The following is a 16,107-nucleotide window of genomic DNA, read 5'->3' as shown; positions in this document are numbered from 1 at the left end:
AGGACCTTTCGGGCGGGGCAGCGGTGGCGGACGGGGAAAACGCGGTCACGAGCGTACTTCGAGGAGCGGGACCAGCTGCTCGACGGGGGTCATCGAGCCGTGCAGACCCACCATCGCGGACTCGTGCGGCTCCTGGACGGAGGCGGTGATCGCCACCTCGTCGTGGGCGGCCGCGACGACGTCACCGATCCTGCCGTACACGCGTTCGTCGACCTTCGGCCCGAACCAGCCGGCCGCGATCGCCTCGTCCCGGCCCGCCACCCAGAACTGCTCGCCGAGCACCTCGCGCCAGACGGTCAGCACGTCGTTCTCGGCTCCCGGGACCGCGTACACATGGCGGGCCCGGCCCTCTCCGGCGAGCAGGGCGACGCCCGCGCGCAGCTCCCAGTCCTCGTCGAAGTCGATCCGGGACTGCTCGTCGAACGGGATGTCGATCATGCCGTGGTCGGCGGTGATGTACAGCGCCGAGCGGGGCGGGAGCTGTTCGGCCAGGCGCCGGGCCAGCCCGTCCACGTACATCAGCTGACCGCGCCAGGCGTCGGAGTCGACGCCGAAGCGGTGGCCCTTGCCGTCGACCTCGCTGTAGTACGTGTAGACGAGCGAGCGGTCGCCCGCCGCGAGCCGTTCGGCGGCGGTGTCCATCCGCTCCTCGCCGGAGAGCCGGCCCAGGAACGAGCCGCCGCTGAGCGCGACCTTGGTGAGCGGGGTCACCTCGAAGGCGGGGGCGGAGACCTGGGCGGTACGCACGCCCGCGGCGTCGGCGCGCGCGAAGACGGTGGGGTACGGCTGCCAGGCCTTCGGGGAGGTCCAGGGCTTCCAGCGGAGCTGGTTCATCAGCTCGCCGGTCTCCGGATTGCGTGCGGAGTAGCCGGGAAGGCCGTGCTCGCCGGGCGGCAGACCGGTGCCCACGGAGGCCAGGGAGGTCGCCGTGGTGGCCGGGAAGCCCGCCGTGATCGGACGGCCGGTGCCGCCGCGCGAGGTGGGAAGCAGGGAGTGCAGAAACGGTGCCTCGTCGGGGTGGGCCTTGATCTGCTCCCAGCCCAGGCCGTCGATCAGGAACACGCAGTTCCGGTCGGCGGGGGTGAGCTCGGGGATCGCCGCGGCGAAGCCGGGCACGCCCTGCCCGGCGACGAGCGTGGGCAGCAGGTCGGCGAGCGATCCGCCGCCGTACTCCGGGACCGGGGCGCTCTCGACGGCGAGCGGATCGGGCTCCTGCCAGGCCGGCTGCGCCATCAGCGGCCGGTCGCCGCGGTCGCGGCCGTGGCCTCGGAGAGCGACTGGGCGAAGGCCAGGGTCTGGCGCACGGTGTCCGGACCGTCACCGGCCTCGCTGACCCGCAGGCTCAGGTCGTCGGCGGTGGAGTTGCCGGTGTAGCCGTGGTCGGCCTCGCAGTTGGGGTCGCCGCAGGCGGCGGGCTCCAGGTCGATCCGGGAGACCGCGCCCCAGCCGATGGTGAGGACGACCTCGCGCGGCAGCGTGCCCGGCACGTACTTCTCGGGGTTGGCCACGACGCGGCTGACCACGACCGAGGAGATCCGGTCGAGCTTGACCGACTCCGTGGAGGTGGTGGCGTACGGGGTCGGGGAGCTGGTGTCGGCGTTCTGCTCGTCGGTGTGGCTGACGATGAAGCGCGTGTCCGTCAGGACCAGGACCGTGACGTGGCGGCGCACCTCGTTGGAGTCGAAGGTGGTCTCCTGGTGCACCAGGTACGAAGCGACCGGCTCACCGCCCACGGCGGCCTCCACCGCCTCGGCCACGAGGGCCGGGTAGTAGCCACTGCGCTCGATCGCCGCGCGCAGCCCCTGGGTCGTCGTACCGGTCTTAGCCATGAGGACCATCCTACGGGGGGCGGATGACTGCCGGGGACGTCGCGCGGCGGGGCGGACCGTGACCGCGGGGCGGGACGGCGGCGGGGGCCCCGGTGTCGCCGGGGTCAGTAGTTGGGGAGGCGGCGGGGGCCGAGATCGGTGCGGGCCGGGGGCGGCGAGAGGCGGACGCTCGCGCCGAGGACGGTCAGCCCCTGGGGGGCGACCACGACCGGTTCCAGGGCGATGGAGACCACCTCGGGGTGGTCGTCGACCAGCCGGGAGACCCGGAGCAGCAGCTCTTCGAGGGCCGTGGTGTCGACGGGCGCCGCACCGCGCCAGCCGAACAGCACCGGGGCCGCCCGGATGGACCTGATCAGTTCGGCGGCGTCGCGGTCGGTGGCCGGGACGAGGCGGTGGGCGGTGTCGCCCAGCAGTTCGGAGGGCGCGCCCGCGAGGCCGAAGGAGAGAACGGCGCCCGCCGCCGGGTCGATCGCGGCCCGTACGACGGTGTCGACTCCGCGCGGCGCCATGGCCTGCACGACGGGCTGGAGTTCGGCGGGCCTGCCGAGCAGTTCGGTCAGCTCGCCGTACGCCCGACGCAGCGCGGACTCGTTGGCGAGATCCAGCCGGACCCCGCCCAGGTCGGCCCGGTGGCGCAGATGGGGCGCGGTGGTCTTGAGCGCCACGGGATAGCCGAGCCGGGCCGCGGCGGCGACGGCGGCGTCCGGATCGGGCGCCGGAAGCGTCGGCCGTACGGTGATGCCGTAGCGGCCGAGGAGTTCGCGGGCCTCCTCGTGGGCGAGCGGCCGGCCGCGCGGGTCGGGGTCGGGGCCGAGGAGGCTGTCGATGAGGCGGGCGGCTCCCGGCTCGTCGATGGTGTCGTCGAGGAACTCGGGCACCTTGCCGGGCACGGCGGCCTGGCGTCGCCACTGCGCGTACCGCACCGCTTCGGCCAGGGCGCGCACCGCCCGTTCGGCTGCGGGGTAGGCGGGGATCCGGCCGGCGCCGGTGCCGGTGCCGGGGGCGTTGTCGGTGGTGGTGCTGGTGGTGCTGGTGGTGACGGCGTCGGTGGCGGTGCTGGTGGCGGTGATGGCGTCGGTGGTGCTGGTGGCCGGGGTGGTGCTGGTGCCGTCCGCATCGGTGCGGGGGGTCGCCGGGTTCCGGTCGGGGGTGGTGGCTCCGGTGCGCGTGGCGGCCGCGGCCGGGGAGGGCTGCGCCGGGGGGCGCGGCTGCGCGACCGTGCTGGTGGCCGCGGCCAGGGCCTCCGCCAGCCCGCCGATCTCGACGTGCACGACGGCCACCGGCTTGGCCGGACCCGCGGCGGCGGCCGTGTGCAGCGCGGCGGCGAGCACCTCGCCGTCACCCGCTTCCGCCTCGCCGTCCTCGCCGACCCACGGGATCGCCGTCACGACCACCGCGTCGCAGCCGTCGTCGGCGAGCGCCTCGGCCAGGGCGTTCCTGAAGTCCTGCGGGGTGGCGGCCGTGGTCAGGTCGAGGGGCGGGCGCGGGCGCAGCCCCTCGGCGAGGCAGGCGTCGTACGTGAGGAGGCCGAGCGATTCGGAGTTGCCGAGGATCGCGACCCGGGGGCCGGCCGGCAGCGGCTGGTCGGCGAGCAGGAGCCCGGCGTCGACCATCTCCGTCACCGTGTCGACCTGGATCACGCCCGCCTGCCGCATGAGCGCCGAGACCGTCGCGTCGGGGATCCGGCTGACCGGCACGGCGTGGCCGGGCGGGGTGGAGCCGCTGTGCCGGGCCCCCTTGACCACCACCACCGGCTTGACGGCCGCGGTGCGTCGCGCGAGGCGGGTGAACTTGCGGGGGTTGCCGATCGATTCGAGGTACAGCAGGGCGACATCGGTGTCGGGGTCCTCGTACCAGTACTGGAGGAAGTCGTTGCCCGAGATGTCGGCGCGGTTGCCCGCGGAGATGAAGGTGGACAGGCCCGCACCGCGCCGGTACAGCCCGGAGAGCAGCGCGATGCCGATCGCTCCGGACTGGGTGAAGAGGCCGATGCGCCCGGGGGCGGGCGGCTCGGGGGCCAGTGAGGCGTTCAGCCGGACCGTTTCCGCGTTGTTGATGAGACCGAAGGCGTTCGGGCCGATGATCCGCATTCCGTACGAGCGGGCCTGGCGGACCAGTTCACGTTGCCGCTCCCTGCCCTCGGCGCCCCATTCGGCGTATCCGGCCGAGAGGACGACCAGGCCCTGGACGCCCTGCTCGCCGCAGTCCGCGACGGCCTCCGGGACCCGGTCGGCGGGGACGGCGACGACCGCGAGGTCGACCGGTTCGCCGATCTCGCCGATCGAGCGGTGGGCGGGGACGCCGTCGATGGTGGCCTGGTCGGCGGCGAACGCGCGGTTCACGGCGTAGGCGCGGCCGGTGAAGCCTGCGCCGAGGAGGTTGCGCAGGACCGTGCGGCCGACGCCGCCGGGGGTCCGGCCGACGCCGATGACGGCGACGGAACCGGGGGCCAGCAGGCGCTGCACGGAGCGCGCCTCGGCCCGCTGCTCCCGGCCGCGCTGGACGGCGAGGGACTCGGCGGTCGGTTCGAGGTCCAGGGTGAGATGGACGGAGCCGTCCTCGAAGCTGCGCTGCTGGGTGTATCCGGCATCCCGGAACACCTTGATCATCTTGTTGTTGGCGGGCAGCACCTCGGCGGCGAAGCGCCGGATGCCGCGCTCGCGGGCGACGGCCGCGATGTGTTCGAGCAGCGCCGAGGCCACGCCCCGGCCCTGGTGCGCGTCCTGGACGAGGAAGGCGACCTCGGCCTCGTCGGCGGGCGCGGAGGCGGGCCTGCCGCGCTCGTCGATCCGGTCGTAGCGGACGGTCGCGATGAACTCGCCGCCGACCGTGACGGCGAGTCCCACCCGGTCGACGTAGTCGTGATGGGTGAAGCGGTGCACGTCCCGGTCGGAGAGCCGGGGGTAGGGCGCGAAGAACCGGTAGTACTTCGACTCGTCGGAGACCTGCTCGTAGAAGCTGACCAGCCGTTCGGCATCGTCCGTGGTGATGGGCCGGATGCGCGCGGTGCCTCCGTCGCGGAGCACCACGTCCGCTTCCCAGTGGTCGGGATAAGCATGATGCGGGCTCTGCTCGGGCACGTGCTCCATGGGCAAAGACTACGGCTCCGTCAGCGGTCGCGTAGGCCCCGGGGCCGGGGCAGTCTGAGAGGGCCGATCGGCGGTGCACCGGGCGTTCGCGGGGTGTTCACCGGTCGGCCGGAGCACTGCGCACCGCGTGAGAGACTGGTCTAGACAACTGTTGATTCGTGAAGGGCAGAACCATGGCTGAGCGCCGCGTCAACGTCGGTTGGGCCGAGGGCCTGCACGCCCGCCCCGCTTCCATCTTCGTCCGTGCCGCCACGGCTTCCGGCGTCCCCGTGACGATCGCCAAGGCCGACGGCAACCCGGTGAACGCCGCCTCCATGCTCGCGGTCCTCGGTCTCGGCGCGCAGGGCGGCGAGGAGATCGTGCTCGCGTCCGAGGCCGACGACGCCGAGGCCGCGCTGGACCGCCTGGCGAAGCTGGTCGCCGAGGGGCTTGAGGAGCTTCCGGAGACCGTCTGAAACACGCTTCCCGCAGAGAGCCGCGGCCACCCGTCCGAACCGGTGCCGCGGCTCTCTCGTGCGACCGCGGCCCTTCGGCCCCGCCACGCCCCCCCTTGTCCGCTTGTCCGCGCCGCGCGTGCCGGCGCGCCTGCGCCGTCCGGCGCAGGCAGAACGGCGCCCCACGAAATCTATGGCTCCGCGTGCGGCCGTCTCCGCGCACGGCCGTCTCCGCGTGCGGCCGTCTCCGTGTGCGATGCCACGTCGATTTCCGCGCCGCTCGATTACTGCGTCGCTCGATGAGTGCGTCGCTCGATTGCGATGTCGCTCATGACGACGTTGCTGATGTCGACGTCATTGACGATTTCGGCACCACACTCCATACGTCGTCACACTCAATGCGCTCAATGCGGCATCCCACTCAGTGCGACTTCCCACTGAATGCGATGCCGTACTGAATGCCCTCTCGCGTGGATCGCGATGTCACGCGGATCGCCACATCACATTTCTAAAGCGTGATTGTTAATGCTGGGCGCCTGCGGTGTTTACAGAATGTTGCGAGGGCCTCACCCGGCCGGACCGGGAAGCGGTGGAGGGCCGGCGCAGCCGGTGCGCGGCCGCGGCCCGCTCGGCGTGATGGGCGGCCAGCGCCCTGGCCTTCTCCGCGTCGCCGCGCGCCACCGCGTCCACGATGGCCCCGCGCTCGGCCCAGGACTCCACCGGCCGGACCGGCCGGTCGACCACGTACATCCAGGCGGTCTTGTGGCGCAGCTGGGTGAGCAGGGCGATCAGACCGGGGCTGCCGGAGGCCTGCGCCAGCGTCTCGTGGAACCAGCCGCCCAGTGAGCGCAGGTCCTCGCCCTCGCCCCGCGCGGCCCGGTCCCGGCCCAGCCTGACGAGCCCGCGCAGCACCTTGAGGTGTGCCTCGGTGCGGCGTTGTGCGGCGCGCGCGGCGCCCAGCGGCTCCAGCAGCAGCCGGACCTCCAGGAGATCGGCCGCCTCCCGCTCGGTGGGCTCGGCGACACAGGCACCCGCGTGCCGGCGGGTGACCACGAAGCCCTCGGATTCCAGGGTGCGCAGCGCTTCCCTCACCGGGACGCGGGAGACCCCGTAACGGCGGGCCAGCAGTTCCTCCGTGAGACGGCTGCCGCATTCGAAGACACCGGAGACGATGTCATCGCGTATTGCCGTGCATACCGATTGCGCCGGAATGCGCATACCCGAACCTCCGCCTCGATCCCCGCTGAACGCGGACGGCCGACATCTGTTCCGCGACTCTATGACAATAGGGCGGCATTTCCGATGCCGGGCGGGAATTCATGAATATCTTCTGGCCACGGGGCGGTTGGGCGGACGGACGGGGACCGGGGCGCGTGGCGAACATGCCGAAGGCCCCGGCATGAATCCGGGGCCTTCGGCGAGGTACTGCGACGCGGGGTCGGTCAGACGTTGACGCCGTGGGCGCGCAGATACGCGACCGGGTCGATGTCGGAGCCGTACGACGGGGTCGTGCGGGCCTCGAAATGGAGGTGCGGGCCGGTGGAGTTGCCGGTCGAGCCGGAGAGGGCGATCTGCTGCCCCGCGCCGACGCTCTGGCCCACGGAGACGCCGATCGAGGAGAGGTGGCCGTACTGCGTGTACGTGCCGTCCGTCATCCGGAGCACGATGTTGTTGCCGTACGCGCCGCCCCAGCCGGCCTCGACGACCGTACCGGCGCCGACCGCGACGACGGAGCTGCCGGACGCGGCGTGGAAGTCGACGCCCGAGTGGCTGCCGGAGGACCAGAGCGAGCCGCTGGACTTGTATCCGGTGCTGATGTACGAACCGGCGACCGGAAGCTGGAAGGAGCCCAGCCGGGCGCGCTCGGCGGACCGTGCGGCGCGCACCTTCGCGGCTCGGGCCTCGGCCGCTCGCTGCGCCTCGGCCCTGGCCTTCGCCTCGGCCTTCTTCCTGGCCTCCGCCTTGTGCCGGGCCTCCGCCTTCGCCTTCGCCGCGGCGTCGGCCTGGTGCTGCTGTGCGTCGGCCTGGGCGTCGATCCGCTCGGCGAGCGTCTCGTCGATGGCGATGACCTGGCCGAGACCGGTGTCGCCCAAAGTGGCGCCCTCGGAGTCCGCGGCGAGGGCCGGAGAGGCCAGGCCGCCGATGACGCCGGTGGTGGCCAGAGCCGCGACGCCCACGACCTTCGCGCTCCTGCGCGTCAGTCGGCTCGCGGCACGGTGCTTCCCGGTGGCACGGGTGAACGCCATGAAGTGGCTGATCCTTTCCTTCCTTCTCGCCTACCGGGTTAGCTGACGGGTTCGGAGCAGGAAGGTCTCCTACGGACGCCCCGGCCCCGTCGAGGGCGGGCGTCCGATTCACCCCAGGGACTGCGTGGGTCCCCGGCTCCCCAGGCTCGCGCCTGACGGGGACTCGGCGATGACTGTCCGGTACGTCGCGGATGCGGCATACGAGTGGCGGACAGCCGAGCCGACGCTAAGCGGGGCCACTTTCATTCACCAAACGGACAGGCCGATTTGTAGTACATCCCACAGGGCAGACAGGCAACCTCCCCATCAGAACGGACAAAAGGGAAGGCCCTGGCGGCGCCTCGCCTGCCAGGACCTTCCCTTTTCTTCCACTCTGCACCGGTATGTCTGGACTTCGGAGCGGAACGGGACCGGTTCACCGACCTTCCGGACAGGAGGGCCGGTCCACTGATCTGCCGGACGGCGGAACCGGCGGCGGCGGGACGGCCGGCCGGTGGTCCGGTGCTCGCCGTCCCGGTGCTGGGCCGGTCCGGCACTCGGCCCACCCGCTCCCCCGTCCAGTCCCCCGTCCGCTCGGTCGTCCGCCGTCCCGGCCGTCAGCGTCCGGACCGTCAGCCCGTGACCACCGAGACGTCCCCGATGCCCAGGGCCCGGACCGGCTCCTCGATCCGCGCCGCGTCACCGACGAGGATCGTGACCAGCCGGTCGCCCGGGAAGGCGTTGACCACCGCGGCGGTCGCCTCGACCGTGCCGGTCTCCGCGAGCCGGGCGTACAGCTGTGCCTGGTAGTCGTCCGGGAGGTGCTGCTCGACCTGGTCGGCGAGGGTGCCCGCGACCGAGGCCGCCGTCTCGAACTTCAGGGGTGCGACACCCACGAGGTTCTGCACGGCCGTCTCGCGCTCCTCGTCGGTCAGGCCCTCGGCCGCCAGCGTCCGCAGGACCGTCCACAGGTCCTTGAGCGCCGGTCCGGTGGACTCCGTGTCCACCGAACCGCTGATGGCCAGCATCGCGGCGCCGGTCGCACCCGAGGCGGAGTCCGGGGCCGACGACCTCAGCACCTGGGCGAAGGCCCGCACGCCGTAGGTGTAGCCCTTCTCCTCGCGCAGCACACGGTCCAGGCGGGAGGTGAGCGTGCCGCCCAGGCAGTACGTGCCGAGCACCTGGGCCGGCCACACGCTGTCGTGGCGGTCGGCACCGATCCGGCCGATCAGCAGCTGCGTCTGCACCGCGCCCGGCCGGTCGACGATCACCACGCGCCCGGTGTCGTCGGCGGTGATCGGCGGGGCGGGACGGGACTCGGCGGCCTCGCCCGACCAGTCGCCGAGGGTGTCGGCGAGCAGGGCGTCCAGGTCGATGCCGGTGAGGTCGCCCACGACGACGGCGGTCGCCGCGGACGGCCGTACATGGGCGTCGAAGAAGGCGCGCACGGCCGCCGAGTCGATGCGCTCCACCGTCTCCTCGGTGCCCTGGCGCGGACGTGACATCCGCGACGTGGCCGGGAAGAGCTCCTTGGAGAGCTGCTTGGCGGCACGCCGGGCCGGGTTGGCCTGCTCGTGCGGGATCTCGTCGAGCCGGTTGCTCACCAGCCGCTCGATCTCGCTGTCGGCGAAGGCGGGCGCCCGCAGCGCCTCGGCGACCAGACCGAGCGCCTTGGCCAGCCGGGAGGCGGGGACCTCCAGGGAGACCCGGACGCCCGGGTGGTCGGCGTGCGCGTCGAGGGTGGCGCCGCAGCGCTCCAGCTCGGCGGCGAACTCCTCGGCGGTGTGCTTGTCGGTGCCCTCGGACAGCGCCCGCGACATGATCGTGGCCACACCGTCCAGGCCCTCGGGCTCGGCGTCCAGCGGAGCGTCGAGGAAGATCTCGACGGCCACGACCTGCTGGCCGGGGCGGTGGCAGCGCAGCACCGTGAGTCCGTTGGGCAGGGCGCCCCGGTCCGGCGCGGGGAAGGCCCAGGGCCGGGCGGCGCCGGGGGCGGGCTGCGGGTGGTACTGCATCGAAACTCCAGTCGCGGCAGCGTCGGTCACTTGCCCGCTCCTTCGTGCGCGTCGGTCTCGTCGGCGTCGGTCTCGTCGGTGTCCGCCGCGTCCGCGGGCTCGGCCGGTTCGACCGGCTCGTAGACCAGCACCGCCCGGTTGTCGGGGCGCAGCTGGGCCTTGGCGACGGCCTGGACCTCCTCCGCGGTGACGTCGAGCACCCGCCGCACGGCGGTCAGCGCGAGCTGCGGGTCACCGAACAGCACGGCGAACCGGCACAGTTCGTCGGCGCGACCGGCGACCGTGCCGAGCCGGTCCAGCCACTCGCGCTCCAACTGGGCCTGCGCGCGCTCCATTTCCTCGGGCGTGGGGCCCTCGGCGGCGAACCGGGCGAGCTCCTCGTCGACCGCGGCCTCGATCTCCGGCACCTCCACGCCGCCGGACGTCTTGACGTCCAGCCAGCCGAGCGAGGGCGCACCGGCCAGCCGCAGCAGCCCGAACCCGGCCGCCACGGCCGTACGGTCACGGCGGACCAGGCGGTTGTGCAGCCGCGAGGACTCGCCGCCGCCGAGCACGGTCAGCGCGAGGTCCGCCGCGTCGCACTCGCGGGTGCCGTCGTGCGGCAGCCGGTAGGCGGCCATCAGCGCCCGCGCCGGAACCTCCTCGCGCACCTCCTCGCGCAGCTGCCCGCCGATGATCTCGGGGAGCGCGCCGTCGCGCGGCGGCTGCTTGCCGTCGTGGGACGGGATGGAGCCGAAGTACTTCTCGATCCAGGCGAGGGTCTGCTCGGGGTCGATGTCGCCGACGACCGAGAGCACCGCGTTGTTGGGCGCGTAGTACGTACGGAAGAAGGTGCGGGCGTCCTCCAGGGTCGCGGCGTCCAGGTCGGCCATCGAGCCGATCGGGGTGTGGTGGTACGGGTGGCCCTCGGGGTAGGCCAGCGCCGTCAGCTTCTCGAACGCCGTGCCGTAGGGGACGTTGTCGTAGCGCTGGCGGCGCTCGTTCTTGACGACGTCGCGCTGGTTCTCCATGGACTCTTCGTCGAGCGCGGCGAGCAGCGAGCCCATGCGGTCGGCTTCGAGCCACAGCGCCAGCTCCAGCTGGTGCGTGGGCATGGTCTCGAAGTAGTTGGTGCGCTCGAAGCTGGTGGTGCCGTTGAGCGAACCGCCCGCCCCCTGCACCAGCTCGAAGTGGCCGTTCCCCTTGACCTGGCCGGAGCCCTGGAACATCAGGTGCTCGAAGAGGTGAGCCAGGCCGGTGCGCCCCTCGACCTCGTGGCGCGAGCCGACGTCGTACCAGAGGCAGACCGCGGCGACCGGGGTCAGATGGTCCTCGGAGAGCACCACGCGCAGGCCGTTGGCCAGGCGGTGCTCGGTCGCTGTCAAGCCGCCGGAGCCGGCCTGAGCGGTGGCCGTGTGACCCATGGGCATGTACGTCCCTTCGATCGCGATACTGGATTTCCTGCGAGACCTGCCACTTTAAGCAAGCGGACGGACACCTGGCGAAGTTCCCGTACGGCGGAAGTTCGCGGGAAAGGGGGGCGCACGCCCCGCGCGACCGGCCGGGAAACCGGCCCGACCGGGGCCGGGAACGCCCTTTGGGACGGGTCGAGGTCGGCGATGTCAGCGCGGCGGTCCACAATGGTCCGCGTCAGAACCTGAGGTTGCCCGAACAGAATCCGTGAAGGAGTCGCAGCAGCGATGGCCCGCCGCAGCACGAAGACCCCGCCGCCGGACGACTTCGAGGAGAAGATCCTCGACATCGACGTCGTCGACGAAATGCAGGGCTCCTTCCTCGAGTACGCGTATTCGGTGATCTACTCGCGGGCCCTGCCCGACGCCCGCGACGGCATGAAGCCGGTGCACCGCCGCATCGTCTACCAGATGAACGAGATGGGCCTGCGCCCCGACCGCGGCTTCGTGAAGTGCGCCCGCGTGGTCGGCGAGGTCATGGGTAAGCTGCACCCGCACGGAGACGCGTCGATCTACGACGCGCTGGTCCGTCTGGCGCAGCCGTTCTCCATGCGCCTCCCCCTGGTCGACGGCCACGGAAACTTCGGCTCGCTCGGAAACGACGACCCGCCGGCCGCCATGCGGTACACCGAGTGCCGGATGGCCGACGCGACGTCGCTGATGACGGAGTCGATCGACGAGGACACCGTCGCTTTCCAGTCGAATTACGACGGCCAGGAGACGGAGCCGACCGTTCTCCCCGCCGCGTACCCGAACCTCCTGGTCAACGGGTCGTCCGGGATCGCGGTCGGCATGGCGACGAACATGCCGCCGCACAATCTGGGCGAGGTCATCGCCGCCGCCCGTCATCTGATCAAGCATCCGGGCGCGGACCTGGAGACCCTGATGCGGTTCGTGCCGGGTCCCGATCTGCCCACCGGTGGCCGGATCGTGGGCCTGGGCGGCATCAAGGACGCCTACGCCCGCGGGCGTGGCACGTTCAAGATCCGCGCGACCGTCTCGGTGGAGAACGTGACGGCCCGCCGCAAGGGCCTGGTCGTCACCGAACTGCCGTTCACCGTCGGTCCGGAGAAGGTGATCGCCAAGATCAAGGACCTGGTCTCGGCGAAGAAGCTCCAGGGCATCGCGGACGTGAAGGACCTGACCGACCGCGAGCACGGCCTTCGTCTGGTCATCGAGGTGAAGAACGGCTTCGTGCCGGAGGCCGTCCTGGAGCAGCTCTACAAGCTCACGCCGATGGAGGAGTCCTTCGGCATCAACAACGTGGCGCTGGTCGACGGGCAGCCGCTCACGCTGGGGCTCAAGGAGCTCCTGGAGGTCTATCTCGACCACCGCTTCGACGTGGTGCGCCGGCGCAGCGAGTTCCGCCGGGGCAAGCGCCGCGACCGGCTGCATCTGGTCGAGGGCCTGCTCGTCGCGCTGATCGACATCGACGAGGTCATCCGGATCATCCGGTCCAGTGACAATTCGGCGCAGGCGAAGGAGCGGCTCATCGAGCGCTTCTCGCTGAGCGAGATCCAGACGCAGTACATCCTGGACACCCCGCTGCGTCGGCTGACCCGGTTCGACCGGATCGAGCTGGAGAGCGAGCGGGACCGGCTCAACGGCGAGATCGACGCGCTGACCGCCATCCTCGAATCGGACGCCGAGCTGCGCAAGCTCGTCTCCTCCGAACTGGCTGCGGTCGCCAAGAAGTTCGGTACCGACCGGCGTACGGTGCTGCTGGAGTCGGCCGGTGCGCAGGTCGCCTCGGTGCCGCTGGAGGTCGCGGACGACCCGTGCCGGGTGCTGCTGTCCTCGACCGGTCTGCTGGCCCGCACGGCCAATGACGAGCCGATCGTGTTCGCCGAGGACGCCAAGCGTGCCAAGCACGACGTGATCGTCTCGGCCGTGCCTGCGACGGCCCGCGGCGATGTGGGCGTGGTGACGTCGACGGGCCGGCTGCTGCGGCTCGCGGTGATCGATCTGCCCCAGCTTCCGGACACCCACGCGGCGCCCAATCTGTCGGGCGGGGCGATGGTCGCCGAGTTCCTCACGCTGGAGGGCGACGAGTCCGTCGTCTGCCTCACCACGCTCGACGAGTCCTCCCCCGGTCTGGCGGTCGGCACCCTCCAGGGGGTCGTCAAGCGGGTGGTGCCCGACTACCCGGCCAACAAGGACGAGCTGGAGGTCATCGCCCTCAAGGACGGTGACCGGATCGTCGGCGCCGCGGAGCTGCGGACCGGCGAGGAGGATCTGGTCTTCATCACCTCCGACGCGCAGTTGCTGCGCTATCCGGCGGCGCAGGTGCGGCCGCAGGGCCGGCCGGCCGGTGGCATGGCCGGGGTGAAGCTCGCCGGGGACGCCGAGGTGATCTCGTTCACCGTGGTGGATCCGGCGGCGGACGCGGTGGTGTTCACGGTCGCGGGCTCGCACGGCACGCTGGACGACTCGGTGCTGACGTGCAAGCTCACCCCCTTCGACCAGTACCCGCGCAAGGGCCGGGCCACCGGTGGGGTGCGCTGCCAGCGGTTCCTCAAGGGCGAGGACGTCCTGGTGTTCGGCTGGGCCGGTGAGACGCCCGCCCGCGCCGCGCAGCGGAACGGCACGCCGAGCGAGCTGCCCGAGCCCGACCCGCGGCGCGACGGTTCGGGTACGCCGCTGGCCAAGCCGGTCGCGGTGGTCGCCGGGCCGGTGTAGCCGGTCGTCCGGGCGGGGCGTGGCCGCGCGCTACGCCTCGTCGCCGGACCGTTGTACGTACCGCAGGACGCCCCACATGCTTCGCTCGTGTGCGGCGTCCTGCGTCGTGTCCGGGCCGGGTGCGGTGCTGTCGCGGCAGTCGGCCAGCTCCTTGCCCAGGGCCTCCGGGGCGAGGCCCGAGCCGATCAGCACCAGTTGGGTACGGCGCGGTTCGCCGCGCTTCCAGGGCTGCGGGTCGAACCGCAGGAACCTGCCGACCGCGTGCAGGGCGTACTTGTTGCCCCGGTCGCCCCTGCCGAAGTCGACGAACCCCTTGATCCGGTAGAGGCCCTGCGGCCGGGAGTCGAGGAATTCCATCAGCCGCCGTGGGTCCATGGGCACGTCCGAGCTGAAGGAGACGCTGTCGTACGCGGCGTGGAGGTGGTGCGCGTGCCCGTAGTCGCCCTCGTCCCGCTCCGCCCGGAGCAGATCCTCGAAGGTGAGCTGACGCGCCTTCTCCTCGCTGTCCGGCCGCAGTGCCGGGTCGAAGAGCAGCTCGGGGTCGATACGCCCGTAGCTGGCGCAGATGACGGCCGCCGCACCGCCGCCGGAGGCACCCGTGCCGGCGACGACCTCCTGGATACGGGTCCGCTCCGCGTCGTCGACCCGGTCGGTCTTGTTCAGTACGACGAGGTCGGCGACGGCGAGGTGGCGGTCGATCTCCGGATGGCGTTCCCGGGTGGCGTCGAACTCGGCGGCGTCGACGACCTCCACCAGTCCCCCGTAGACGATGTGCGGGTTCTCGCTGGCCAGGAGCATGCGGACGAGTTCCTGCGGTTCGGCCAGACCGCTCGCCTCGATGACGATCACGTCGAGGCGGGCGGCGGGTCCGGTCAGCGTCTCCAGGAAGGTGTCGAGTTCGCTCGCGTCGACCGCGCAGCACAGGCAGCCGTTGCCCAGCGAGACCGTGGAGCCGACCTGCCCCGAGACCGTCATGGCGTCGATCTCGATGGAGCCGAAGTCATTGACGATCACGCCGATCCGGTTCCCTGCCCGGTTGCGGAGGAGGTGGTTCAGCAGCGTCGTCTTGCCCGATCCCAGGAACCCCGCGAGGACGACGACCGGGATCTGCTGCTTGCGGGGCGGGGACGACGGGTTCAACGGAGACCTCTCTCGGGGACCTCAGAGCACGGGGACCGGCTGCGGCGGGGGCGTACCGACGTAACGGGCCGCCGGGCGGATGATCTTCGAGTCCTCCGCCTGCTCCAGGATATTGGCGCTCCAGCCGACCACCCTCGCCGCGCAGAACGTCGGCGTGAACATCTCGCGCGGCAGCCCGCACAGCTCCATGACGACTCCGGCGTAGAACTCCACGTTGGTGTGCAGCTCCCGGCCCGGCTTGAGCTCGGCGAGGATCGCCTCGACCTGGCGCTCGACCTCGACGGCGAAGTCGACGAGGGGGCCGCCGAAGCCCTGGGCGATGCCGCGCAGCAGCCGTGAGCGGGGGTCCTCGGTGCGGTAGACGGGGTGTCCGAATCCCATGATCCGCTCGCCCGCGAGTACGCGTTCGCGGATCCAGCCGTCGATGCGATCGGGGGTGCCGATGGCGTCCAGGGTGTCGAGGGCCCGGCTCGGCGCTCCGCCGTGCAGCGGTCCGGAGAGCGCGCCGACGGCCGCCACCAGGCAGGCCGCCACATCGGCGCCGGTGGAGGCGACGACGCGGCCGGTGAACGTCGAGGCGTTGAACCCGTGGTCGACGGTGGAGATCAGGTACTGCTCCACGGCCCTGACGCGGGCGTCGTCCGGTACGGAGCCGGTGAGCATGTAGAGGTAGTTGGCCGCGTGGGGCAGGTCGTCGCGCGGCTCGACCGGTTCGAGGCCCTGCCCGAGCCGGTGAAGGGCGGTGAGCACGGTGGGGACGGCGGCGCAGGCGGCCAGTGCGTCGGCGCGGCGACGGCCGGCGTCCAGGTCGTACACCGGCCGGAAGCCGGCCGAGGCGCCGAGGAGCGAGAGTGCGGTGCGCAGACCGGCCAGCGGTCCGGAGGCGGCTCCGGCGCGCGCTATGGCGGGCAGCGCTTCACGCACCTCGGCGGGCAGCCGGCGCAGGGCGGCGGTGCGGGCGGCGAATTCGGCACGGGCCGCGGCGTCGGGCAGGGCGCCCTCGGTCATCAGGTACCAGACGTCCTCGAAGCTGCGGGTCCGGGCCAGCTCGATCGCCGAGTACTGCCGGTAGTGGTAGAAGCCCTCGCGGCCCCGGACGTCCCCGAGGGCCGTGTCGGTGACGACGACGCCCGCGAGACCTCGGGGTACGTCGAGCGGGCTGCTGCTGGTCATGGTCGGCATCTCTTCCTCCGTGGGCGTCCCGGCCCTGCTCTTCATATTGATTTCGACCCTCCATGATTGATG

General features: G+C 72.1%; 11 protein-coding genes and 1 riboswitch. Of the genes, 2 read left to right on the top strand and 9 right to left on the bottom strand.

The annotated features are described in order from the left end of the window. Positions 1-45: 45 nt before the first annotated feature. From ACFVFH_RS16075 to ACFVFH_RS16065, 3 genes are all read right to left on the bottom strand, one after another. On the bottom strand, positions 46-1,233 hold the full coding sequence (locus ACFVFH_RS16075; RefSeq protein WP_383768287.1) for an alkaline phosphatase family protein: 1,188 nt from the start codon (positions 1,231-1,233) through the stop codon (positions 46-48). After that, positions 1,233-1,829, bottom strand: coding sequence for a DUF5998 family protein (locus ACFVFH_RS16070; protein ID WP_353792714.1), 597 nt, complete (start codon positions 1,827-1,829; stop codon positions 1,233-1,235). Before ACFVFH_RS16070 ends, ACFVFH_RS16075 begins: the two co-directional genes overlap by 1 nt. A gap of 104 nt (positions 1,830-1,933) precedes the next feature. Further along, positions 1,934-4,918, bottom strand: coding sequence for a GNAT family N-acetyltransferase (locus tag ACFVFH_RS16065; RefSeq protein ID WP_383768284.1), 2,985 nt, complete (start codon positions 4,916-4,918; stop codon positions 1,934-1,936). Positions 4,919-5,091: 173 nt separating this feature from the next. Between ACFVFH_RS16065 and ACFVFH_RS16060 the strand changes: the two genes are divergently transcribed. Then, positions 5,092-5,373 (top strand): HPr family phosphocarrier protein, encoded by a 282-nt coding sequence (locus ACFVFH_RS16060; RefSeq protein WP_012378711.1) that lies wholly within the window; start codon positions 5,092-5,094, stop codon positions 5,371-5,373. Positions 5,374-5,874: 501 nt separating this feature from the next. Here the strand turns inward: ACFVFH_RS16060 and ACFVFH_RS16055 are convergent. The 4 genes from ACFVFH_RS16055 to ACFVFH_RS16040 form a co-directional block, all read right to left on the bottom strand. Next, positions 5,875-6,570: a GntR family transcriptional regulator gene (locus ACFVFH_RS16055; protein WP_383768280.1), complete on the bottom strand. Its 696-nt coding sequence runs from the start codon at positions 6,568-6,570 to the stop codon at positions 5,875-5,877. A gap of 224 nt (positions 6,571-6,794) precedes the next feature. Further along, positions 6,795-7,598 carry a M23 family metallopeptidase gene (locus tag ACFVFH_RS16050; RefSeq protein WP_383768277.1) on the bottom strand — a complete coding sequence of 268 codons (804 nt, stop codon included), beginning with the start codon at positions 7,596-7,598 and terminating at the stop codon, positions 6,795-6,797. A gap of 13 nt (positions 7,599-7,611) precedes the next feature. Further along, positions 7,612-7,777, bottom strand: a riboswitch (cyclic di-AMP (ydaO/yuaA leader). A gap of 432 nt (positions 7,778-8,209) precedes the next feature. Further along, a complete protein-coding gene (locus ACFVFH_RS16045) occupies positions 8,210-9,592 on the bottom strand; it encodes a M16 family metallopeptidase (protein WP_383769028.1) in 1,383 nt (460 codons plus the stop codon). Positions 9,593-9,618: 26 nt separating this feature from the next. Next, positions 9,619-11,001, bottom strand: a complete 1,383-nt coding sequence (locus ACFVFH_RS16040) for a M16 family metallopeptidase (RefSeq protein WP_383768274.1) — start codon at positions 10,999-11,001, stop codon at positions 9,619-9,621. 270 nt (positions 11,002-11,271) lie between these two features. Here ACFVFH_RS16040 and ACFVFH_RS16035 point away from each other — a divergent pair, with 270 nt between their 5' ends. Then, the gene (locus tag ACFVFH_RS16035) at positions 11,272-13,722 is read left to right on the top strand and encodes a DNA topoisomerase (ATP-hydrolyzing) subunit A (RefSeq protein ID WP_383768271.1); all 2,451 of its coding nucleotides are present in this window, start codon (positions 11,272-11,274) and stop codon (positions 13,720-13,722) included. Between the two features lie 30 nt (positions 13,723-13,752). Here ACFVFH_RS16035 and ACFVFH_RS16030 read toward each other — a convergent pair whose 3' ends face one another. Further along, a complete protein-coding gene (locus tag ACFVFH_RS16030) occupies positions 13,753-14,862 on the bottom strand; it encodes a CobW family GTP-binding protein (protein ID WP_383768268.1) in 1,110 nt (369 codons plus the stop codon). Positions 14,863-14,883: 21 nt separating this feature from the next. Beyond that, complete coding sequence (locus ACFVFH_RS16025; protein WP_383768265.1) at positions 14,884-16,035, bottom strand: citrate synthase/methylcitrate synthase; 1,152 nt, start codon at positions 16,033-16,035, stop codon at positions 14,884-14,886. Positions 16,036-16,107: the final 72 nt, after the last annotated feature.

This window comes from Streptomyces sp. NPDC057697, from assembly GCF_042799335.1.
Lineage (GTDB): Bacteria > Actinomycetota > Actinomycetes > Streptomycetales > Streptomycetaceae > Streptomyces.
This window is presented reverse-complemented; position numbering and strand designations above follow the sequence as displayed.

Coding starts and splice junctions, on each gene's coding strand:
- ACFVFH_RS16070 (WP_353792714.1), bottom strand. CDS start 1,829: ATGGCTAAGACCGGTACGACGACCCAGGGGCTGCGCGCGGCGATCGAG.
- ACFVFH_RS16040 (WP_383768274.1), bottom strand. CDS start 11,001: ATGCCCATGGGTCACACGGCCACCGCTCAGGCCGGCTCCGGCGGCTTG.
- ACFVFH_RS16065 (WP_383768284.1), bottom strand. CDS start 4,918: ATGGAGCACGTGCCCGAGCAGAGCCCGCATCATGCTTATCCCGACCAC.
- ACFVFH_RS16025 (WP_383768265.1), bottom strand. CDS start 16,035: ATGACCAGCAGCAGCCCGCTCGACGTACCCCGAGGTCTCGCGGGCGTC.
- ACFVFH_RS16045 (WP_383769028.1), bottom strand. CDS start 9,592: ATGCAGTACCACCCGCAGCCCGCCCCCGGCGCCGCCCGGCCCTGGGCC.
- ACFVFH_RS16060 (WP_012378711.1), top strand. CDS start 5,092: ATGGCTGAGCGCCGCGTCAACGTCGGTTGGGCCGAGGGCCTGCACGCC.
- ACFVFH_RS16035 (WP_383768271.1), top strand. CDS start 11,272: ATGGCCCGCCGCAGCACGAAGACCCCGCCGCCGGACGACTTCGAGGAG.
- ACFVFH_RS16050 (WP_383768277.1), bottom strand. CDS start 7,598: ATGGCGTTCACCCGTGCCACCGGGAAGCACCGTGCCGCGAGCCGACTG.
- ACFVFH_RS16075 (WP_383768287.1), bottom strand. CDS start 1,233: ATGGCGCAGCCGGCCTGGCAGGAGCCCGATCCGCTCGCCGTCGAGAGC.
- ACFVFH_RS16055 (WP_383768280.1), bottom strand. CDS start 6,570: ATGCGCATTCCGGCGCAATCGGTATGCACGGCAATACGCGATGACATC.